We start from the raw sequence: 21,977 nt of genomic DNA, 5'->3' as shown, positions 1-21,977 counted from the left end.
AATTTTGAATAAATGGTACTTTTTATCTATTTTCATACAGTACACATAGCTCGATATACCTTCAATTATGTATATAATCATTATCTAATCTCATTGAATCCTTAGGGAGAAAGTTTAATAAAAAAAAAAAGCTGGCCCATTTAAATGAACCAGCCTGCTAACATCGTATGGATTTCAAAGATCGTTCCTTACGCTCTTTATTTCAGGGTAACCTTTTTGAAAACTGCAAATCTATAAATCCCGATCTATTAAACTGGCGGATACCGGTTCGATACCCATCTCCCTAGACCAGATGGACAGCTGGCCTATATGGTGAATTTCGTGCGCTATCAGATGGCGCAGTATCCTGCCTTTTTCGTATTTTCCCTCTATCCAAGATGGCTGAATCATTCCATTCTCATCATCAATTGAATGCGAGTTCAAATAGTCCATGGCCTCAGACTGATAACAGTTAGATAAATCTTCCACTTTTTCGATCGTATCATAAGCGTCCAAATCGATCGCGACATCAGGCTTCCCTTGTATGGCCCTGATCCAGCTGCATTCGACATCGATAATATGGGCAAGTGTCTTCAATATATTGCCCATCCCTCCTGTGCGCTGCCGTTTCAGCTCCTCACTCGGTAAGGACCGGCACCACTTGAACCACTCACTTCGCACCTGCCAGTTATAATTGAATAATGTCAACATCCACCCCAGCCCCCTAACACTCAATGTCGTCGAAGTATCCTTTAGCACTGTCCTCCTTTGTATTGATAATAATCTTGTCTTTGAATGGTTTTGAATCCACAAGATTCATAGAGTCTTAAAGCATGCTCATTAGTCGCCTCAACCTCGAGAAAAATATCATATCCCAGCTGGCATTGTTCGGCTACAACCTTTTTCAATGCCTTTCTGCCAAGTCCTTTTCCCTGGTATTTTGGCAAAATGGAAAATCCATAAATCCACGCTTCCCGGTCTGAGTGATCAACACGGATCTTACCGACCGCTCGGCCATCCTTTTCAATCATCATGGTTTTCAGAGTATCCTCATATAGGATGCGCTGATAATAATCCTTCGCCTCTTGTTTCGTAAATTGGAAACATTGAATATCCAGCTGAATTTCCGTTTCCTCATCATCTCTCCGTGAAGGGCGAACGACTGCATCAACATAATTATCAAGCTCCGTTTCGGACCATTTCATTTGAAACTCAGAAAAAGCAAACTCACATGGGAGCTGTTTCAAAAATTCTGTCCCTGAATGGGATTGAGCAGGTGAGTTCAAGAGAATCAACTTATAGTTGCGCTCCACGGCACTCCTTATAGCATCTTCCAGCAGCTTTGTAAAAATGCCTTGCCTCCGGTAATCAGGATGCACCATCCCGCACATCTCCACTTTGTTTCCAAAATCGTAAAGACCAAGAAAACCAACAAGTTTTAATCCATCATAGTGAAGAAAGTCATTCTTATTCACACCGTTTCGACTGCGAAGCGTTTCCCAGTTCAGCTTTAAAGTAAATCCTTCCCGTTCACATTCTTGCTGTAGGATCCGAATATCTTCTAGCTGTTTATCCTTCAAATTCGCCACCCCTTTTCCATATTATCAGTTTATTACCAAAAAATAAGAAAAGCAGCACCCTTTTTTTACTCGGATGCCGCATACTATTCATAAGTTTTTTAATGAAGTTGTTTTTTTAAAAGTATTTTCACTTTAATCTATAAAACTAAAATCGTACGAGGGGAGGATTTCCTATCTAATTCCATTGGCGGATGAATTATAGTAGTAAAATGATTCCAAATGACGATTATTTTTTACCTATTTTGTGCTATATTCCAAATAATGGTTTATCATTATTTTATTTGAGTTTAAGGGAGGGATTTAACAAAGTCTTGATTTTCAGATAGTACCCATTTCTTTATACCCGAATTCCGGACCCTTTTTAGAATAGAATCCGAAATTCGGTGTTTAACACCTGGCGGCACATTACGTCCTGAGGTTATCGTTTTTTCGTTTTATGAGCGGACTTTTTTAAGTTCTCTACGTCCGTTGTCAGTTCTTTTAATTGTTTACCGAAGCGGAAGAGCAAAAACATAGAAACGACGAATGGATAGCCAAATTCGCTAACTAATGAAACCCACATAGTAGCATCCTCAATCATCATCCTCTTCACCCCTTTTCTTGTATCTGATATCTAAAGTGAAACTTGTTTTAAAAAATCAATCTAGCACTATTGATTTATGGAAAAAAGAACGAATGTTCCTATATAATTGATTTATTCCCCTTGTCTATCACTTTATTAATTAAAGGAGGGATAACAATGAACCAATTAACTTCTCATTTTTTTTCTCATTCATTGGAGTTTCTGCAACAACAGTACTCATCTTTCTTTGAACAACCGATCATTCAAGTATTTTTACAGAACCCAGAGCATTTAAAGATTTTCACTGAAACTCTTGATTCCCCTTCTCCCCACAACATTTGTCATCTCAACGAGACTTTCAAAATTTTCTATTACCGGGCTAAAGTATATAAATACATGTGCTCCTTAATTTACTTTTTCTCTGTTGACTTTGATAAAAGGGCACGGAAGCAGCGGGAACGCTATCGAATGGTACTTGATGCGACACCAAGGGATACTGGCGGATTGTTCGATCGAATCGGCACTTTGGACGTTCACCTTGAAAAGATGGGGGAAACGAATGAACTCGCTTCACACATAAGTGATGAAGAGATGATAAAAGCCTTGAAGAAGTTAACAGCCAAACAAAACCTGGTGCTGACCATGAACTTTTCCTACGGCCTATCCAACAAGGAAATTGCTGCCTATTTCCATGAGTCGCCACAGAATATCTCAAGCATCCGTAAACAAGCTCTAAAAAAACTTCGAAAGCACTATATGGATGAGGTATATGTTAGAAAGGAGAAAAGCCATTGTGGATAAAAAACTGTCAAAAGAAGAATTGATGGATCTAATCGACTCTTTGAATCCTAAAATAAAAAAATCGTTAAAAAACACGAACTATCAAGACCGGAATGATCTGGAGCAAGAAATTAAACTCAAGATCATTGAATCATATGAAAAAATCGCAGCAATCGAGGCCCCTAATTTCGAGGAGTTCCTTGCAGAATTCTTTACTAAGCAAAAACAATGAAAAAGTACCAAGTCCAGAGCAAGGATGCTGGACTTGGTACTTTTTTTCTGAATATCAGTATGATGGTTTCAATGTCAGCTTATCACCTTTTGGATCGTCCAATGTGGTTTTGTGATAAGTACCTTCTGCCCAATCATCAAGCTGATCATGGTACCACTCACTTTTAACGTTACCTGATTGACCCGGGCCAACGAGGTGATACCCTTGATTCATGTCGGCTAGGTCGATGACAAATCTCCAGGAGCCACCATGATTAACGGTTCCATCATCTAAAAATGCCGCCGCTTGTACGGTGACACTGCTACCGCCTACCGGCATTCCGCCGCCGCTGTTAAATAAATAATTTAACGGGGCGACACTCGATAGCGGGTGGTTAAACCTGACTTGATGAAAGTCTCCCCATTCCCAATCAGCTATATCGTTACCTTGTGATTCTTCAAGTTCCGTTAACGTCTCCTGTAACGACTTGGCAAGCACCTGCTCAAGTCCGCCTGCCTCTTCAATCCAAGGGCCTGGCTTACCGTCCAGTGCCCGCCTTAGTAGTTCATCAACGGCCGAACGCCTTCCATTAAAGAGGTTGAGGGTTTCCTCCGGTATTTCTTCTGTAAGCAGAACATCCCCTATTTTTCGCATCCAGACATTAAAAATCATCGGTGCCGCTTCATCAACGGAATCAATATGATTCCATTTCTTCAGAATCGTTAGTGCCTGGTCTTCCCGTTTCCCGGATGGACCTTTCAATACATCCACGAATTGAGGAACAAACTCCTTAGCTTGCAAATTTACTTTATCCATCTGCAGGCTTTGCATATCCTCGGCCGTAAGCTTTTTATTGGCTTTTAAAAACTCCTGTATCCTCATCTGACGGTACGGCTGTGCCCAGTTATTGCTGATGTGGTAAGGATAATCATCTGAGATGACTTTATTATTCGCTGTCGAAATGAATCCCTCTTCCGGATTCACCGTTTTCGGAAGTTCATCATAGGGAATATAACCTTTCCACTCAAATTCATCCGTCCAGCCAGGTACTGGCAGCATACTATCGCCTTTTTTCCGGATTGGGATTTTCCCATTCGCCTTATAGGCAATAGTCCCATCGACTGAGGCAAAGACGAAATTCTGTGCCGGCGTTTCGAATTTCAAGAGGGCCTTTTCGAATTCTTTCCAGCTTCCCGCTTTATTCATATTCAGTACCGCTTCAAGCTCGGCAGATGGATCAAGTGCTGTCCATCTTAATGCAAGTACGGTATCTTTTCCGCTTTTCCCGGCAAACTCGGAGACAACAGGTCCATGTCGGGTAACCGTCACTTGATAGTCAAGTGTTTTACCATCCTTCACCTTGATAGGTTCGTCCAGGATTTCAGCTTTTTCCCATTTACCTTTGTAGGAGAATTCTTTCTCGTTTTCCGGATTTCTCCTCTCAATATACAGATCCTGAACATCCGGACCGGTATTGGTCACACCCCAAGCGACCTTTTCGTTATGACCTAGTATGATTCCCGGAATCCCGGCAAAAATAACACCGCTAACATTGACTAACGGGGCCTCCAAATGCATTTGATACCAAACGGACGGTGTTGCTAATCCCAGATGGGGATCATCCGCCAATAACGGCTTTCCGGAATCCGTTTTCTTGCCTGAAACGACCCAGTTATTGCTGCCGTTGAATTCATAAGGAATAACGGCGCCAGCAAAACTTTTTTCAATATCCAGTTCTTCTTTGCTGATGATATATGGAGCGCTCTTTGGATAATTAGGAAATAAATCATATGCTTTTTCCTTTGGGAACGTTTGCAGCAAATACTGCCTAAACGCCTGATCTTCCCAGTTCCCGCCTAAATCAAAGGCCATATATTTACCGATGGTCAGCGAATCGATGGGTGTCCACGGCTCTGGTTCGTAACCAAGCAGAGTGAACTCCGCCGGCCATTTCCCATTCGCCTTCAATTCATCGATATAAAGATTTACCCCCTCGGCAAACACATCCAAGGCTTCTTTCCCGTCACTTGTATATGCTGCATAAGAGGCTTCAGCCGCCCGCCTCAACCCAAGTGTGCGGAAATACTTATCGTTTTTGACGGTTTTCTCACCAATCACTTCACTCAATCTTCCTGACGCCTGACGCCTGCTTAAATCCATTTGAAATAAACGGTCCTGTGCTTGGATATACCCTTGAGCTAAATACAAATCATGATCATTCGCTGCGTTGATATGCGGGACCCCACTTGAATCCCTCACCACCGTAACCGGTTTCAAAAGACCTGGAAGCGATATTTCCCCCTTTGTTTCCGGCAAGGATCTTGAAAGAAATACATTTGCAGCAATCAAGACAGACAGCAAAAGTATAATCAGGATTCCAAAACTCCATAGAGCACGCTTTCTCCACTTCCGTTTTGGCTTTTGCTGAGGTACGGCAACTTCCATCGATTCATCTTCCTCTCCCCTTAAAACTCTCTTTCTCTTTCTAATTAAGATATTCCGCGTTTCTCCCCATCTTTCCTACCAACTTCCTTACTTTCTCTCTTTTTATTTCAAGAAGGTAGAAAGGTGCAAGGACGGATTTTACTCGCACAAGGTCGGATTATTCCGAGCAAGGTCGAATTGCAACGCACAAGGTCGAATTATTTCCGCTTAAAGTCGAATCATCCCGCTCAAGGACGGATTATTTCCGTGAAATTGCTGCGATAAACCTTAACTCAAATGCAAAAACACCGATACAATGTATCGATGTGGCAGGGGATGCTAGCTATTTGCAATAATGTATTCAATCACTTTATCTGCATCGTCTGTATAAAAGAGAGCTTTATCAAAGTCATGGGCCGCCTTCGTCTCGGCTTCCATGTATTCAATCGGTGAGAGGAGACCAAAGAGCCTCTTCCATTTATGAGTTTTCTCCAGAAGTTTTCTTTCCTTTTTTATATCCTCTGGTATGAATTCATTAATGATAAAACATGGGTCGGAAAATGAAGGGTCCTGAAAACGTTCGTTCAAGGCTCGCAATTTATCCATATCCCATTCCACCCTTACCAAGTCCGATATGACCGATACATTTTGGACCGAGTCGAGAATGCGTTTGGACAAAATATCATATTCTTCATCCTCCAGCCCATTATCCGTCATGATTCCTACACAATACCATTTTTCGTTATGATCAAGTTCTTCATTTTTCTTGAAAAACACTCTTCATCCACCTTCCTTACACGCTTTACATGTCCTATTTAATTTAAATGAAAATCAACATGTCCGCCGACGTCATTTCACTATAACATGGAGAAATATCGATGGGCGAAAAATATGAAAGTTGCAGGAATGGTAGGCTGACATAGAAAAAAAGATACCCTGAAAAAGGATACCTCCATCATACTGGCTGAAGAGCCAGCCCTCTTTGTTTAAACAAATATTCCAGGGCCTGTCTGAACGATAGAAAGGATTTTACCTGATTTGCGAAATCAAGTTTGACGATCTCTTTCACGACATCAGGGGTAAAACCGACAAACATCGTTTCCGTTCCCATCAGCGCCAGTGCCCCCACTAATTGATCCAACAGGGAGAGCATATTGCTTTCCTTCGTAAAGGTAATTCCCGAGAAATCCATGATCAATACTTCCGCATGCAGATCTGCACATTTACGCAGTACCGTCGATTGCATCGACTCCATTCTCCAATCGTCAATGCGTCCAATCAATGGTAAGAGCAGCACATCCTTTAATATGGTCTGAACAATCGGGGTGGACAATTCTTCCATGACTTCTTGGTTTTCTTTTATCTTCTGCAAAGAATCGTTTGCCATTTTCGCCATTTCTTTATAATGATTCACGTAACTGATACTCACACAGTGTATGAACTGGTCCAGGATTGCATCAATTATCGAGCTTGCCTTTAACAGAATTTCAATGGAGTAATAGCGATTGCTTACCTCTTCTTCAATGAAACTCCAGAAAAGGTTACGCACAAGCTGTGCTTCCTCAATATTCTTATCTAAAGGAATACCCATATCCACGATGCGCTTACCTATTTCCATACCCGTTATTTTCATACTTTCCATCGCTTGTGCCTTTCCATGAATCAAGGCATCTGCATGAATTTGAATAAGCTTTGACCGTACCTCTTTACTGGTTTCAAAATCATAGAGCGGTTCCTCTTCTTCAAACAACTCGATATGCTCCACTAAGATATATTTAAATTTTTCAATTTTTTCACCGATCATTCTTAATTCTTCCATATGGACCTCCCATACAGGGCTTTTATCATATTTTATCAAAAAATTAATGGTTAAGGATATAAAATCCTTCTATTACCAATATGATAATAGACGTTTACCCTTTTCAATATAAGGGTATTATGATATATGACTTGGAGGGATTACCATGAAAAAAGATCAAAAAGACTTCGAATCTGAAAACATGAGCGATTTAGTCGAACTCATAAACAGTAAAAATAACAGCCGCAGAATCTTGGATGTACTTCGGCGTAATAAAAAGGATAAAAGTAAAAGCAAAGATAAAAAATGAAAAAACCCAGTCCAAAACGGCCTGGGTTTTTTCATCGATAAAATAAAAGAGCTGAGTTTGTTTATTAAGTAAACTCAGCTCTTTCGTCATTAAATATTGATTGCCACTATCTTTTTCTCCGGATTTCCTTCACATGGTTCCCTTCAGTAGTAATATAGACTGTTTCATCAATTTTGTATGTTAAATAACGGTCACAATCAATTTCCAACGTTTTCCCATTGTTGAATTTCATTGCGCAATTGGATCCCTCTTCGGTTTCCGTCACATCAATGACTTCGTTCGTCTTAAAACCGACTGCCTTGCCATCGGAGAAATGAGGATAGTATTTTTCAACAATCTCCACCTTTTTCAATCTGCTTGGACTTGTTAAGTATACAACGAATAATATAATTAAAACGGCTATTAACCCAATGAGAATTACAGCTTTTCGTTTCACTCTATCTATTACCCTCTTCTCTTATCAATCTATTATTCAATCTCCATTTTCACTAGATTATATTCAGGATTCCGGAAAAACATGATAGAAAAGATCATTTTATTTAACGATTTTCACTTTTTCAACCATCATCGCACAAGCGGCAGCCAGGAGGATGAGAATGGATACAGCCGAGATGACCCCTCCCCATCCGAACTTCATCAGGAATAAACCGCCTGATGCCCCCACTACACTTGATCCTGCATAGTAAAACAGGAGATATAATGCGGATGCTTGAGCCTTTTCACTCTTATCAGCCAACCTTCCGACCCAGCTGCTCGCAATTGAATGGGCTCCAAAAAAGCCAAATGTAAACAAGGCAAGCCCCATTATTTTCAGCAAAAGCGGATCCAATAAGGTTAAAAGGGCGCCCATCAGCATGATTGCAATTCCGATAAGAAGTACAAGCCTCCGACTATATTGATCAGCAAGCTTCCCCATCCATGTAGAACTAAATGTCCCCACAAGATAGATAATGAAAATGAAGCCAATCAATGTTTGTGATAAATGATATGGTGGTCCCATTAAAGGTATACCCACAAAGTTATAAATGGTAACAAACGAGCCCATTAATAAGAAAGCCATACCGAATAAGAGTACTAGTCTGCCATTCCTAAAGTTATTGATAAGGGAGGTTTTGATTCTCGACAATGAGACTCCTACGCGGACGGTATGCTGTGAAGCCGGAAGCATCCACCAAAAAGCCAGACTGATGATCAAACTTAAAGCCCCAAGGCTTCCAATCGCTATGTTCCATGAGAAATGGTCGGTCAGCACCCCGACAATCAGCCTGCCAGCCAATCCGCCGATACTTGAACCACTCACATAGATCCCCATTACATAGCCTAGGCTTTTCGGATGAAATTCTTCATTGATATAAGCCATCGCAATTGCCGGGAAACCTGCAAGCACCGCTCCTTGAATCGCCCGTATTGCGATAAGGATGTATAAATCATCCTGGATGAAGCTGACACATATGGATAACAATGCAGACAGAGTGAGCGCCGTCCCCATTATTTTTTTCCTATCGATATTTTCTGAGAAAAAGGAAACAAGCAATAAACAGATGGCAAGCGTTCCAGTTGCGAAAGATAATGTAAGACTTGCCATTGCAGGAGAGACTCCGAATTGCTTTGCGAAAACCGGAATGACCGGTTGGGTACTATACAGATCCGCAAACGTTACAAAGCTACCAAGAAATAAAGCCAAGATTGTTTTCCTGAATGATTTACCAGCAGGCTCAATATAATTCACTTTTGTTCAGACCCTTCACTATTTAACTTTCCCCCTATGTTAATACGAACTTCCCGAGTTGTCTATTTCGCAGTCCAAAGGAAAATTTCATTCCAGCAATTTATAAAAAAAACCCTTCACTGCATGCAGTGAAGGGTTTTTCATTATTATGAACGTTTATCATCCCGCTCACTTTTTTTAAGGAGCCAGTATACTGGCATACCTATAATGAGGATGATCACAGAGTACAAGGCATTTAAAGGTGTATCGATTAATGTGCTTACAACAATGTATATTGCGCCAGCAATCGCGACGATGGGGATGAATGGGTAAAACGGCACTTTATAAGTCTTCGCATCCGGATCTTTTCTGCGTAAGATGAAGACCGCATAGAAGGCCAATCCATAAAAACAGAAGACAGAGAATACAGCCATATTGGTAAGTTTGTCAGGGTCTGTTGCAACCATCATGATGATTGCAATGATCACTTGCAATATCGTAGCATTTATTGGCGTTTTAAACTTAGGTGATATTTTCCCGATTTGTTTATGGCCTGGCATCATTTTATCAGTCGCCATCGCCAAGGTAATGCGCGGAAAGGTCAGAAGCTTTCCGTTCAAGCAACCGAAGATTGAAATCGCTATTCCGATTGAAATCAATTTCCCGCCCAATTCACCGAATAGCATCGTTGCCGCAACATTCGCTGCATTCGTACCATGGGCTATGACTCCCTCCGCCCCCAATACATGAAGCATGGCAAGGTTCACAGCCAAGTAAGCGACCATGACCACGACTAATCCCGTTATGATTGCTCGCGGCAACGTTTTCTGCGGGTTTTTCATTTCCCCTGCCATGAAGCCGACATTCATCCAGCCATCATACGCCCAGAGCGTAGCCAAAATCGCACCGGCCATACTGATTTTCATTGAACTTTCACTTTGGATATTGAATACAGGCATATCACCTTGTGCGATACCGAAAACCGCTATGAAAATGATGGGAATCAATTTAGCAACGGTCGATAAGGTTTGGATGATACCGCCGTATTTTGTCCCCAGAAGATTCATGCCTGCTATAAATACGATCGTAAGAATCCCTATCGCCAAAGTGTAGCCTGAAGGGATATTAAATATTCCTGCAACTAATAACCCGAAGTATAAACTGAGTGCGCCCATGACTGCAGGCCCATATACCAATGTTTGAACCCAGCCGCATAGGAATCCCCATGCTTTTCCGTACACTTCTTCCATATAGACATATAAGCCTCCAGTTTTAGGAATCCGTGTACTCACTTCCGCAATCGTCAACCCGCTTGCAAGGGTAATCAGACCACCTATCAGCCAAGCTAACATGGCCATGGTTGAATTACCGCTTAATTCAAGCACGTCTCCAGGTCTCATGAAAATTCCAGAACCGATAACTGTACCAACTACAATAGATGTTCCAACCCAAAAGCCAACCGTTTTCTTCAATTGGTCATTTCCCATGTTGTCCTCCCCAGGTGTACACATGTACTTTATTTATACTAAAATTATATCATATAAATTATACGAGAATAGTTTATGTAATCATTTGAATATTTAAATAACTACCAAAACTCATTGGTATCACTACGCTCAGGGAGCTTTATTACATTTATATTTTTTTTACTAATTATGTCTGAAACTGCATCAAAAACCGAATATTTTTTTATTACAAAAGGATTTATTGATAATTACCTCGATAATGACGAATTAAAAACAATAAAACTCAATTATCATTCGTGATGAATTTTCTGGGATTCCAGCTTTTTTTCGGCCACAAAAAAAGCCACCCCGAATCAACGGGGTGGCTCCTCTCCAATTTCAACGCTTCATTTCGTATTACCAAATAATGAATAGAAGCACAATCGCCAAGACGATCCGGTAAATGGCAAAAGGAGTCAATTTAACTTTATTGATTAAAATCAAGAAAAAGCGGATACAGAATAACGCAAAGATAAATGCACTGATGAAACCTGCAATAAAGAATGGCAGAACTTCAGGCGTGAAGAACTCCCAGTATTTCACGATTTTCAAGAGACTGGCACCAGCCATGATCGGCACTGCCATGATGAACGTGAAATCGGAAGCAGCGCGATAGCTCATTCCTAAAAGCACTCCTCCGGAAATGGTTGAACCTGAACGCGAGAATCCCGGCCACAGTGACAAACATTGAATTAACCCTACACCGAAAGCTTGTTTATAAGTGATTTGGTCAACCGTTTCTGCAGTCAGTTTTGGACGGAATTTATCCGCAGCAATCATCAATAACGCGCCAAGGAACAATCCGACGATGACCGTCTTCATCGTAAATAAATGTTCATCAATGTAATCTTCGAATAATAGACCTAAAACGCCAGCCGGCAGCAATCCGATGAATATCTGCAATAGGTTAAGCTTTGGTCCCTTCACAGCACCTGTATCTTTCAACTTCCTTAACCCAAGCAAGTCCATGAACCGTCCCCAGAAGAGCACGACGACGGCGAGTATCGAACCAAGCTGGATGACCACCTTAAAGGCATTGGCTACTTCACTCCCGAAGATCTCGGTCGATTTCAACCATAAATCATCGACGATGATCATATGCCCTGTAGACGATACAGGAGCAAATTCAGTTAATCCTTCTACAAGACCAAGGATAACTGCAACAAAAATTTCCCACATATTCATTTTATTCACCTCATATTTCGAACACCTATTTATGGAAATACCATATGTATTTTACTCGTTGTTTAAAATATTGTCTATTAAACATTGCTGAAACAATTCATTGATACATGTATGATAGGGTTCAAGATAAAGTTTAAAGGGGATGTGATGATTTTGCAAAACATACTGATTTTTGCCCATAGGGGGTCCAAGGGGACGCATCCTGAAAATACCATGGCTGCATTTCAAAAGGCGGCAGAAATTGGGGCCGAAGGGATCGAGTTCGATGTCCATCTCAGTTCTGATGGGGAATTGGTCATCATCCATGACGAAACACTTGATCGAACGACCACCCTTACTGGTTATGTAAAAGAGCATTCAGCACAAAGGCTGAAAACGGCTGATGCCGGGAGCAAATTTTCCAGTGAATTCCTTGGGGAGCGGATTCCTTTTTTAATGGACGTTTTCGACTGGGCTAAGGGAAATGCTTTATTGATGAACATCGAAATCAAGACGGATAAACTCGCTTACGAAGGAATTGAACAGAAGATCATTGATTTAATTCGTCAATATCAAATGGAAAATCGGGTGATCCTCTCTTCCTTCAACCATCAATCCATTGAAAAAGTGAAGATGCTTGCCCCAGACCTTGAACGTGCATTATTGTTCGAGGGGCTTCCTGAAAACTTCGAAGAAATCTTACGTGATAAAAAAGAGGCCGGTTTCCATCCAGATAAAAACAGCCTGACTCCAGCAGTTAATGAAAAAGCGAAAGAACTTGGATATAAAATCCGGCCTTGGGTCGCCAATGATGAAGCCGACATCGTCAAGCTCGCTAAGTTGGGAGTCGACGTTATCATGACCGATTTCCCTGAAAAGGCAATCAAGGTTTTAAAGGCTTGGCAGGCAACTAGCTGAACAATGCGAAAGAGAAGGAGCGATGCTCCTTCTCTTTCTAATCCATTTTTATTCAGTTAATTAACGAGCATACCCGCCTAATTGTTGCTCAGCCATTTGCACTAAACGTTTTGTGATTTCCCCACCAACAGATCCGTTAGCGCGAGAAGTAGTGTCAGCACCTAGGTTTACACCAAATTCACTAGCGATTTCATTCTTCATTTGTTGTAGAGCTTGCTCTGCACCAGCTACTACTAGTTGATTGCTGTTATTGTTGTTTGCCATGTATTTTCACCTCCTACTAATATTAATTAGCATTTTAGGCTTAAATTATTATTGCCAATTTATTGAATTTTTTCGTTTGGGGTTCTCTCAATTCTAAGCTCTTTATCATGAATTTCTTTTTATGCTCATAAACTGTTAGGAAACTTTCAGTAGGAGGGAATAGAATTGCAAATTCATGTGGTTAGGCCAGGCCAGACGTTATATGGCATCGCCCAGACGTACAGCGTAACCGTTGACAGGCTCGTGGAATCAAATAAGATCCCTAACCCAAATAATCTTGTTTCGGGGCAGGCCCTTGTCATTCCAATCGTCGGCAGTTATTATTTCGTTCAACCGGGTGATAGTCTTTATTCCATTTCCCAAAGGGTTGATGTCCCTGTTCAAGAATTGGCAAATATAAATGGCATTTCCGAAAATCAAATCCTATCGGTTGGATACCGGCTCTATATTCCGGCACGGAAGAAAAGGACCGCCGAATTCAACGGTTATGTCGAGCCGCGGGGTACGACGGTTGCACCGGCCCTTGAAACGGCTGCCAGGGAAGCTGCGCCCTATTTAACCTACTTAGCCCCTTTCAGCTTCCAGGCGCTACGAGACGGCTCCTTAAAAGAGCCATTACTCAATGAATTCCCTGCCATCGCCAGAGAAAATAAAAATGTCCTGATGATGGTGATCACGAATCAGGAGAATGACCAATTCAGCGATGAGCTCGGGCGAATCATCTTAACGAATACTTCCGTTCAGAATAAGTTCCTGAACAATATCGTTACAACGGCAAAGAAATATGGATTCCGGGATATCCACTTTGACTTTGAGTTTTTAAGGCCGGCAGATAAAGAAGCCTATAATCAATTTCTCCGAAAAGCCAGGGACCGTTTCAAGAAAGAAGGATGGTTCATTTCCACGGCACTTGCCCCTAAAACAAGTGCTGAGCAAAAAGGCCGTTGGTATGAGGCACATGACTATAAAGCACATGGTGAAATCGTCGACTTCGTTATCATCATGACTTATGAATGGGGATATAGCGGCGGACCCCCAATGGCAGTGTCACCTATTGGACCTGTTCGGGAAGTTCTCGAATATGCCGTCACCGATATTCCTTCCAACAAGATCCTGATGGGGCAAAATCTATATGGCTATGATTGGACCCTGCCTTTTGTCCAGGGATCCACTGCCAGGGCCGTGAGTCCGCAGCAGGCCATCCAGATTGCGGCGGACAATGATGTTTCCATCGAGTATGATGAAACCGCACAGGCCCCGCACTTCAATTATACCGATATTGAGGATAGGCAGCATGAGGTGTGGTTTGAAGATGCCAGATCCATTCAGGCAAAATTCGATTTACTCAAAGAATTGAATCTAAGGGGAATGAGTTATTGGAAGCTCGGCTTAGCCTTCCCCCAAAACTGGCTGCTTATCAGTGATAACTTTAACGTGCGGAGAAGAGTCTAAAAAAAAGATTGAGCCCTTGGAATCCCGAAACTCAAACGGACATATAATCAATTATCGAGCATGAAGTCCAGTTCAGGATACGTGACTCAGAGCACTAAAAGCCTTCCGACATCATCCGGAAGGCTTTTATCATTTACCCTAAATCGACTGGCAGCTTTCCAGGTAATATGCCGAATTCATTCAAAGTTTGTCTGTCTGAACCCTTATGAGCCAAGCCTTTTTTGAACATACTAAAAGGAACAGCTTAAGGGGTGTGAAAAACATGATTCGAATCGGTCCATACATGAGCACCGTTCCCAGATTTCCGCGTTTCATCAGATTGCTTTCTATAATCGCATTATTTTTACTCTCATTCGGGGTCTTGATCCACATTGTGGAGCCGAAGAGATTCCCTACTTTACTTGATGGCATCTGGTGGGCAATCGTCACTATGTCAACGGTGGGTTACGGAGATTTCACTCCCGTTACTAATCTTGGAAAAGTCATTGGGATGGTCCTCATTTTGTCGGGAGCCGGTCTGATTACCTCTTATTTTGCGCACATTGCTAAAATTTCCATTTCCAATGAACAGCAATTTCTAACAGGAAAGAAAGTATTCGGCGGCGGCGGTCATATTATCATTGTAGGCTGGAATGGCCGGTCAAAGAGAATCATCCAAAACATTCATGATCGTAAACATCATCTATCCATTGTCCTTATAGATGATACACTGCAAAAGCACCCGCTTCCAAGAACGAATATCCACTTTGTCCAAGGAAAAGCTACATTGGATTCCGTTTTGCAGAAAGCCAATATTAAACAAGCCATGCGCGTCCTTATTACGGCTGACCTTAAGCAAGACGAGCTACAAACGGATATGTTCTCGATATTAACGTTACTGGCCGTCAAAGGGCTGAATCCGCATGTATATTGTCTTGTGGAAATATTAACGCATGAACAAAAGGAAAATGCTTTACGGGCTGGAGCGGACGGTATAGTGGAAACGAATAAATTTGCAAGTGAATATATGCAGGATTGCTTATCGAAGGGGATTCTTGCGGAAACCGAAGAGCAAAAAGAGCGTAATGGATTGAACATCAAACAGCTGCCCATCCAGGATGACTGGGTTGAATTGGCGTTTAAACAGTTGAGCGTTAAGCTATTCGATCAAGACATTTTATTGGTCGGCATCATTTCAGGAGGCAAGACATTAATCAAGCCCCCTGGAGATGTAATCATACAACGTGATGACACCTTGCTCATCATTGAAGATTAATGTAATAAAAGCTTTTCCAAATCACGGACAAGCGTTTTTCCATATGAAATATAGTTTTCCGGAAATTCGGCATCCGGATTTTCAGGCTCAGCAAACTGATTGAAGGAAGCGGAGAGGTTTCCGATATTTCCTTCATCGTCATTCCCGTCCTCGTACTTATGAGATAACAAAAACGGTTGTAAAAGTTCAACCATTACCCCATCCTTATCCAGTGAACCATCAACGGCCTTGAAAGGGACTCGCAGGAATTGGTATCCATCACTGTCATCAATCTTATAATCAAAAGAACCATGGTCGTAATCCCATCCTCCGCCTATCACATAGCCTTCCGGTTTTAACTTCGTCTCCAGATCGAACAAACCGAACGTTTTCCCTTCCAACTGAGAAGAAATTTTAATCATTGTATAAAACCTCTTTCGCTAATTTTTCTATTAGCTTAACCAAAGTGTCTTAAAAAAAACCTGGAATGACTCTATTGTTCCCTCGATTGGCAAAAGGAATTTGGCTTCCGCATTGTTTTCCAAGCTATCCCTTATGCTTTTGTGAAGTTTCTTTCTCTTCGCCGCTTCCTTGATGGCACTACTATAGCTTTCAACAAAAAAAGCCATCAAGCTGGATATTATTCCAGCTTGATGACTTTAATATTATAAGCGCTGTTCGAGCTCCGCTTTTTTCTTTTCATAACCTGGCTTGCCTAAAAGAGCAAACATGTTCACCTTATAGGCTTCCACTCCAGGCTGATCAAATGGATTTACACCCAGTAAGTATCCGCTCATTGCACAAGCTTTCTCGAAGAAATATACAAGGTAGCCAAAAGTATAAGCATCGAGCTGAGGAACCGTTACGATCAGGTTAGGAACGCCACCGTCCGTATGGGCTAACAGCGTACCCTCAAATGCTTTATTATTCACGAATTGCACCGTTTCACCTGTTAGGTAATTCAGGCCATCCAAGTCATTGGCCGCTTCCTCAATCAAGATTTCATGACGGGCCTTTTCCACTTTGATGACTGTTTCAAAAAGATCACGCCGCCCTTCCTGAACATACTGCCCTAATGAATGCAGGTCAGTCGAGAAGTTAGCCGATGAAGGGAATATCCCTTTTTGATCCTTTCCTTCACTTTCTCCAAATAATTGTTTCCACCACTCAGAGAAGTATTGAAGTCCAGGCTCATAGTTTATCAGCATTTCAATCGTTTTCCCTTTATTGTAAAGGATATTCCGAACCGCCGCATATTGGTACGCTTGATTCTCACCTAGCTCGGAAGAACTGAAGTCCACCCTAGCACGCTCGGCTCCCTCCATAATTTGATCGATATCCGCCCCACTGACCGCAATCGGAAGCAACCCTACAGCCGTTAAGACCGAGTAACGTCCTCCAACATCATCAGGAATGACGAAAGTTTGGAAACCTTCCTCCGTCGCTACCGTTTTTAATGCGCCCTTCTCTTTATCAGTGGTGGCATAAATGCGGCCCTTAGCTTCTTCAACGCCGTATTTTTGTTCCAGCAGTTTCCTGAAAATCCTGAAGGCCAGTGCAGGCTCCGTGGTCGTACCGGATTTAGAGATAACATTGATCGAGAAATCCCTATTTTCCAATAGGTCCATTACGTCCTGCATATATGTAGAGCTTATATTATTACCCACAAATAAAATTTGCGGTGCATTTCTTTTATCCGACGGTAAAATGTTATAAAAACTATGTTGAAGCATCTCAACTGCTGCTCGTGCTCCCAGATATGATCCACCGATTCCGATAACCAGCAGCACTTCTGAATCTTCTTTTATTTTCGCGGCCGCTTTTTTGATTCTTGAGAACTCTTCTTTATCATAATTGGCCGGTAAATCAAGCCAGCCAAGATATTCATTGCCTGCCCCTGTCTGCTCATGCAGGGAATGGTGTGCCACTTTTACAGCATCCTGTAAATAAGTAATTTCATGCTCCCCGAAAAACGGCAGGGCTTTTGAATAATCGAAACGAATATGGGCCATTCAAATTCCTCCTTGAATTCTTTAGTCTCCCTTTCACTTTATCTGATGTAATTCTCATAATCAAGAAATCGATTAAGTAAATAACGAATTATGCATATAAAGTAATCTCCCACCTGACAAGGTAGGAGAATGGATCATATCACTTGTTTATAATGAAGCCCGTAAAATGGCAAGGACATCTTCACGGTTCAGGACTTTGAATCGTCCAAATTCCCCTCTGCTCATCGCTTTATCAGCCATGACTTCCAATTGTGAGTCATCGATGCCATAATCTGAAAGATTGGTCGGCGCCCCTAAGCTGCTCCAAAATGACCTAAGTCTTTCAATACCTTCAAGGGCCGCTTTCTCATCCGTTTTACCTTCCGGATCTACATGGAATACACGGACTGCAACTTGTTTAAAGCGTGCGACATTTTCATGGAGCACATGCTTCATCCAATTTGGGAATAAGATGGCCAATCCTCCTGCATGCGGGATGTCATAAACAGCTGAAACGGCATGTTCAATGTTATGCGTTGCCCAATCTCCGCTGTAACCGACCCCAAGCGACCCATTCAAGGCTAGGTTCCCGGCATACAGGATAGTAGCCCGGTGCTCATAATCCTCCAGGTCTTCCAATAGTTTAGGTGCCGTTTCAATCACCGTCAATAACAGCGATTCACAAAAACGGTCTTGAAGCGGCGCATGCGTTTCCGGATGGAAGTACGTTTCGAACACATGTGACATCATATCGACCATTCCGTATACCGTTTGGTCTTTTGGTACTGAAAAAGTATTTTCAGGATCCAAAATGGAGAATTGCGGAAATACCAATGGACTTCCCCATCCATATTTCTCTTTTGTTTCCCAGTTTGTTATGACAGATCCGGAATTCGCCTCAGAGCCGGTTGCAGCTAAAGTCAGCACCGTTCCGAATGGAAGGGCCCCTTCGACTGGTGCCTTCTTAATGACGAGATCCCATGGATCTCCCTCGTATTTAGCACCCGCAACGATGGCCTTTGTAGCATCTATAACGCTTCCTCCTCCAACAGCAAGGACAAAGTCGATACCATGTTCTTTACAAAGATCAACACCTTTTCGGACTGTTGAGATGCGTGGATTCGGTTCAACTCCGGAAAGTTCGTGCACCTCTGCATCGATATCTTTCAAGGCATTGACCACTTTTTCATATAAGCCATTTTTCTTTATGCTTCCTCCACCGTATACAAGTAAAACTTTATCGCCATAAGCAGGAATTTCAGTTTTTAAGCTTTCAAGCTGATTTTTCCCGAAAATTACTTTTGTAGGATTTTTATAAGTGAAATTCTCCAATGGATATCTCTCCTTTAATGCCACATTGACTCCGTTTTTGGAATTGTCCACAGTGCCAATGGATAGTTTTTCTTTTATTCATTATGACCAATGTTCCATTTAAATACAAAGTATCCGCCCGGAACTTTTGTAGTGATGTATATTTTCATGATGAAAAAGCATGATAAGTAAAGAACTGATTTTTTCAAAAAAAGGAGGCTTCACATTGAGTGGAATACAAAGAACTGCACTTGTTCTTACAATAATCGGGGCAATCAACTGGGGTTTAATAGGTTTTTTCCAATTTGACTTGGTCGCTTCGATTTTCGGAGGGCAAGATGCTGGATTGGCCCGTATCGTTTATGGATTGGTCGGAATCGCCGGTCTCATTAATCTTGGTCTTCTCTTTAAACCAAGCCCTGAAATTTCCAGAGAGCCTGAAACCAAACCGACTCGTTGATGTCATGCCATTGACATTGTTTATGTTCTATAAAATAAAGCCGGACCATGGATAAACACATGACCCGGCTTTATTTCATTCATATGCCCCTGAACAAAAAAAACCGGCTGATCGAAGGATCTGCCGGTTTCCAAAATTATTTTTTGATTAAGTCTTCGCGTTGAGATTGTTCAATCCACTCTTGAAGTTTGTCTTTCAATGTGTTGAAACCTTCAGTAGATTCGATGTGAGATGTCGCTTTAACAGATGCTTGGCGTTTTTTCGGAGCTTTTTTCGGAGCTTCAGTACGCTCAGGAGCTTCTTCTGTAGCGCGGATCGATAAGCCGATTTTTCCAGCAGCTGAATCGATGGAAAGCACTTTAACTTTCACTTCATCGCCCACTTTTAAATGTTCGTTGATATCTTTAACGAAGCCGTGAGTAATTTCAGAAATATGAACTAAACCTTGAGTTGAATCATCTAGAGCAACAAATGCACCGTATGGTTGAATACCAGTTACTTTACCAGCAACTACCGCACCAATTTCGAATTTTTCAGACATGGTAACACTCCTATTTTATATATATTTTTTCGTCTTTTCACGCAATAAAAAATTATATCACATAATTGGAAAATAATCAAAGTTAAGTATACCATACTTTTTGGGATTTTACTCATTAAAAATGTTTGTTTTTTGGAAATAATAAATATTATAAGATCTTTATTTATAACTTATCCTAAAAATTTGCAAATAACCTCTATTTCCCTTAAATATTCACTCATTTTTCTAAAGATTGTAATATTAAAACACTATCCAATCCCTCATAATCATAGTAAGATGAGAAAATATTTTAACAAAAGTAATATACAGCTAGATATTCTTTACATCTAAAGGAGTTTTACCATCATGTCAAAACAAGATCAATGGACTTCAAAACTTGGGTTCATACTGGCAGCCGCGGGATCCGCTATTGGATTGGGTGCCATCTGGAAGCTCCCATATATGACTGGGGCAAATGGTGGAGGGGTCTTTTTCCTGCTCTTCATTTTATTCACCCTACTTATCGGTGCACCGATATTAATAGCGGAATTCACGATTGGCCGCAACGCACAGAAAGATGCCATTAGCGCATATAAACATATCGCCCCGGGAAAACCTTGGGCATTGATTGGATATGGCGGTGTCGTCGCTTCAATCATTCTGCTTTCCTTCTTCAGTGTTGTAGGAGGCTGGATCATCTCTTATTTAGCAAGAAGCTTTACAGGTTCCCTTTCAAACTTGACTCAAGAGGAATATGGGAACTTCTTCAATACGATAATCAGTAATCCTTATGAAACGGTTATCGCTCAGTTATTATTCATGGTCTTTACCATTTGGGTCGTGCAAGGCGGCGTTTCAAAGGGAATTGAAAAGGCGAATAAATATATGATGCCTTCCTTGTTCATTCTTTTCATCATTCTTCTGATCCGTTCCTTGACTCTGGATGGAGCAATCGAGGGTGTTAAATTCTTCTTGAAGCCGGACTTTTCCGCATTAACTGGGGAAACGATCCTATTGGCACTGGGCCAATCCTTCTTTGCGCTAAGTGTCGGTGTTTCCGTGATGGTAACCTACGCATCCTATTTAAGTAAAAAAGAAGATATTACAAAATCGGCCTTTTCAGTAGTTGGCCTGAATATCTTCATTTCCTTGCTGGCAGGTTTGGTCATCTTCCCGGCTGTTTTCGCACTAGGTTTCAGCCCTTCAAGCGGGCCTGGACTAGTTTTTGTCGTGTTGCCTGCCGTCTTCAATGAAATGGCGCTTGGCGGGATCTTCATGTTCATTTTCTTCATATTATTATTATTTGCCACCCTAACGACGGCATTCTCCATTCTCGAAATCGTCGTTGCAGCCATGATCAAGGGTGATGCTGCAAAGCGGAAGAAGGCTTCTTGGATAGCTGGTATCACCGTTTTCCTGATTGGGATTCCAAGCGCATTATCCTTTGGGGTGCTTTCGGATGTGAAGATTTTCAATTTATCCATATTCGATTTCGCTGATTATCTGACAAGCAATATCGCGCTGCCCGTCGGTGCCTTGTTCATATCCCTTTTCATCGGCTATCAAATGAAAAGGATCGAGGTACAAAAGGAGTTCGAATCTGGCGCTGATACCGGCCGATCACTTTTTAAACTTTGGTACTTCCTGATTCGCTACATCGTGCCGATCATGATCATACTCGTATTCCTTAAGTCAACTAACCTCATTTAACATTCATCGTGCCGTTTCGATATTTCTCGATGCGGCATTTTTTTTCACAAAACCTACATATTCTGTTACTTTCCTTAAGTAATAATATGGTAAAAT

Annotated in this window: 23 protein-coding genes; 8 read left to right on the top strand and 15 right to left on the bottom strand. The window is 41.6% G+C overall.

Annotation, left to right across the window (positions count from 1 at the left end; all coding sequences use genetic code 11):
- Positions 1–231: 231 nt before the first annotated feature.
- The 3 genes from BS1321_RS14830 to BS1321_RS14820 form a co-directional block, all read right to left on the bottom strand.
- On the bottom strand, positions 232–690 hold the full coding sequence (locus BS1321_RS14830; protein ID WP_063234106.1) for a DinB family protein: 459 nt from the start codon (positions 688–690) through the stop codon (positions 232–234).
- A 41-nt stretch (positions 691–731) separates the two neighbouring features.
- The gene (locus BS1321_RS14825; RefSeq protein WP_063234105.1) at positions 732–1,559 is read right to left on the bottom strand and encodes a GNAT family N-acetyltransferase; all 828 of its coding nucleotides are present in this window, start codon (positions 1,557–1,559) and stop codon (positions 732–734) included.
- A 418-nt stretch (positions 1,560–1,977) separates the two neighbouring features.
- Positions 1,978–2,142, bottom strand: a complete 165-nt coding sequence (locus BS1321_RS14820) for a YvrJ family protein (RefSeq protein WP_081088496.1) — start codon at positions 2,140–2,142, stop codon at positions 1,978–1,980.
- Positions 2,143–2,298: 156 nt separating this feature from the next.
- Here BS1321_RS14820 and BS1321_RS14815 point away from each other — a divergent pair, with 156 nt between their 5' ends.
- On the top strand, positions 2,299–2,922 hold the full coding sequence (locus BS1321_RS14815) for a sigma-70 family RNA polymerase sigma factor (protein ID WP_063234104.1): 624 nt from the start codon (positions 2,299–2,301) through the stop codon (positions 2,920–2,922).
- Complete coding sequence (locus BS1321_RS14810; RefSeq protein ID WP_063234103.1) at positions 2,915–3,133, top strand: hypothetical protein; 219 nt, start codon at positions 2,915–2,917, stop codon at positions 3,131–3,133. The genes BS1321_RS14815 and BS1321_RS14810 overlap by 8 nt, the downstream gene beginning before the upstream one ends.
- Before the next feature lie 54 nt (positions 3,134–3,187).
- Here BS1321_RS14810 and BS1321_RS14805 read toward each other — a convergent pair whose 3' ends face one another.
- The 3 genes from BS1321_RS14805 to BS1321_RS14795 form a co-directional block, all read right to left on the bottom strand.
- Positions 3,188–5,557, bottom strand: coding sequence for a penicillin acylase family protein (locus BS1321_RS14805; protein WP_063234102.1), 2,370 nt, complete (start codon positions 5,555–5,557; stop codon positions 3,188–3,190).
- A 318-nt stretch (positions 5,558–5,875) separates the two neighbouring features.
- Positions 5,876–6,313, bottom strand: a complete 438-nt coding sequence (locus BS1321_RS14800; RefSeq protein WP_063234101.1) for a hypothetical protein — start codon at positions 6,311–6,313, stop codon at positions 5,876–5,878.
- 178 nt (positions 6,314–6,491) lie between these two features.
- Positions 6,492–7,355 (bottom strand): STAS domain-containing protein, encoded by an 864-nt coding sequence (locus BS1321_RS14795; RefSeq protein WP_063234100.1) that lies wholly within the window; start codon positions 7,353–7,355, stop codon positions 6,492–6,494.
- 145 nt (positions 7,356–7,500) lie between these two features.
- Here BS1321_RS14795 and BS1321_RS27520 point away from each other — a divergent pair, with 145 nt between their 5' ends.
- Positions 7,501–7,644: a hypothetical protein gene (locus BS1321_RS27520; protein ID WP_155726480.1), complete on the top strand. Its 144-nt coding sequence runs from the start codon at positions 7,501–7,503 to the stop codon at positions 7,642–7,644.
- A gap of 106 nt (positions 7,645–7,750) precedes the next feature.
- Here BS1321_RS27520 and BS1321_RS14790 read toward each other — a convergent pair whose 3' ends face one another.
- From BS1321_RS14790 to BS1321_RS14775, 4 genes are all read right to left on the bottom strand, one after another.
- Positions 7,751–8,080, bottom strand: coding sequence for a hypothetical protein (locus BS1321_RS14790; protein ID WP_063234099.1), 330 nt, complete (start codon positions 8,078–8,080; stop codon positions 7,751–7,753).
- Between the two features lie 99 nt (positions 8,081–8,179).
- Positions 8,180–9,373 (bottom strand): MFS transporter, encoded by a 1,194-nt coding sequence (locus tag BS1321_RS14785; protein WP_063234098.1) that lies wholly within the window; start codon positions 9,371–9,373, stop codon positions 8,180–8,182.
- A gap of 146 nt (positions 9,374–9,519) precedes the next feature.
- Positions 9,520–10,839, bottom strand: a complete 1,320-nt coding sequence (locus tag BS1321_RS14780) for an APC family permease (protein WP_063234097.1) — start codon at positions 10,837–10,839, stop codon at positions 9,520–9,522.
- A gap of 375 nt (positions 10,840–11,214) precedes the next feature.
- Positions 11,215–12,042, bottom strand: a complete 828-nt coding sequence (locus BS1321_RS14775; RefSeq protein WP_063234096.1) for an undecaprenyl-diphosphate phosphatase — start codon at positions 12,040–12,042, stop codon at positions 11,215–11,217.
- A 153-nt stretch (positions 12,043–12,195) separates the two neighbouring features.
- Here BS1321_RS14775 and BS1321_RS14770 point away from each other — a divergent pair, with 153 nt between their 5' ends.
- Positions 12,196–12,939 (top strand): glycerophosphodiester phosphodiesterase, encoded by a 744-nt coding sequence (locus BS1321_RS14770; protein WP_157732813.1) that lies wholly within the window; start codon positions 12,196–12,198, stop codon positions 12,937–12,939.
- Between the two features lie 60 nt (positions 12,940–12,999).
- Here the strand turns inward: BS1321_RS14770 and BS1321_RS14765 are convergent, their stop codons facing one another.
- Entirely contained in the window at positions 13,000–13,203 is a 204-nt protein-coding gene (locus BS1321_RS14765; RefSeq protein ID WP_063234094.1) for an alpha/beta-type small acid-soluble spore protein, read from the bottom strand.
- A 165-nt stretch (positions 13,204–13,368) separates the two neighbouring features.
- On the opposite strand from BS1321_RS14765, the gene BS1321_RS14760 reads away from it, so the two are divergent.
- Both BS1321_RS14760 and BS1321_RS14755 read left to right on the top strand, forming a co-directional pair.
- Complete coding sequence (locus tag BS1321_RS14760) at positions 13,369–14,655, top strand: glycoside hydrolase family 18 protein (protein ID WP_063234093.1); 1,287 nt, start codon at positions 13,369–13,371, stop codon at positions 14,653–14,655.
- Between the two features lie 262 nt (positions 14,656–14,917).
- On the top strand, positions 14,918–15,910 hold the full coding sequence (locus BS1321_RS14755) for a potassium channel family protein (protein ID WP_063234092.1): 993 nt from the start codon (positions 14,918–14,920) through the stop codon (positions 15,908–15,910).
- Here the strand turns inward: BS1321_RS14755 and BS1321_RS14750 are convergent.
- From BS1321_RS14750 to BS1321_RS14735, 3 genes are all read right to left on the bottom strand, one after another.
- On the bottom strand, positions 15,907–16,311 hold the full coding sequence (locus BS1321_RS14750; protein ID WP_063234091.1) for a YugN-like family protein: 405 nt from the start codon (positions 16,309–16,311) through the stop codon (positions 15,907–15,909). The two genes, BS1321_RS14755 and BS1321_RS14750, sit on opposite strands and share 4 nt — an antisense overlap.
- Positions 16,312–16,554: 243 nt before the next feature.
- Complete coding sequence (locus BS1321_RS14740) at positions 16,555–17,901, bottom strand: glucose-6-phosphate isomerase (RefSeq protein WP_063234089.1); 1,347 nt, start codon at positions 17,899–17,901, stop codon at positions 16,555–16,557.
- A 147-nt stretch (positions 17,902–18,048) separates the two neighbouring features.
- Positions 18,049–19,212: an iron-containing alcohol dehydrogenase gene (locus BS1321_RS14735; protein WP_063234088.1), complete on the bottom strand. Its 1,164-nt coding sequence runs from the start codon at positions 19,210–19,212 to the stop codon at positions 18,049–18,051.
- 205 nt (positions 19,213–19,417) lie between these two features.
- Between BS1321_RS14735 and BS1321_RS14730 the strand changes: the two genes are divergently transcribed.
- Positions 19,418–19,651 carry a DUF378 domain-containing protein gene (locus BS1321_RS14730; RefSeq protein WP_063234087.1) on the top strand — a complete coding sequence of 78 codons (234 nt, stop codon included), beginning with the start codon at positions 19,418–19,420 and terminating at the stop codon, positions 19,649–19,651.
- A gap of 136 nt (positions 19,652–19,787) precedes the next feature.
- On the opposite strand, the gene yugI is transcribed toward BS1321_RS14730, so the two are convergent.
- Positions 19,788–20,192 carry a S1 domain-containing post-transcriptional regulator GSP13 gene (gene yugI / locus BS1321_RS14725; RefSeq protein WP_063234086.1) on the bottom strand — a complete coding sequence of 135 codons (405 nt, stop codon included), beginning with the start codon at positions 20,190–20,192 and terminating at the stop codon, positions 19,788–19,790.
- Between the two features lie 345 nt (positions 20,193–20,537).
- Between yugI and BS1321_RS14720 the strand changes: the two genes are divergently transcribed.
- Complete coding sequence (locus tag BS1321_RS14720; RefSeq protein WP_063234085.1) at positions 20,538–21,881, top strand: sodium-dependent transporter; 1,344 nt, start codon at positions 20,538–20,540, stop codon at positions 21,879–21,881.
- Positions 21,882–21,977: the final 96 nt, after the last annotated feature.

The organism is Peribacillus simplex NBRC 15720 = DSM 1321 (assembly GCF_002243645.1).
GTDB classification, from domain to species: domain Bacteria; phylum Bacillota; class Bacilli; order Bacillales; family DSM-1321; genus Peribacillus; species Peribacillus simplex.
Note: the sequence above shows the minus strand (reverse complement) of the source record. Positions and strands in the feature narration are given on the sequence as shown.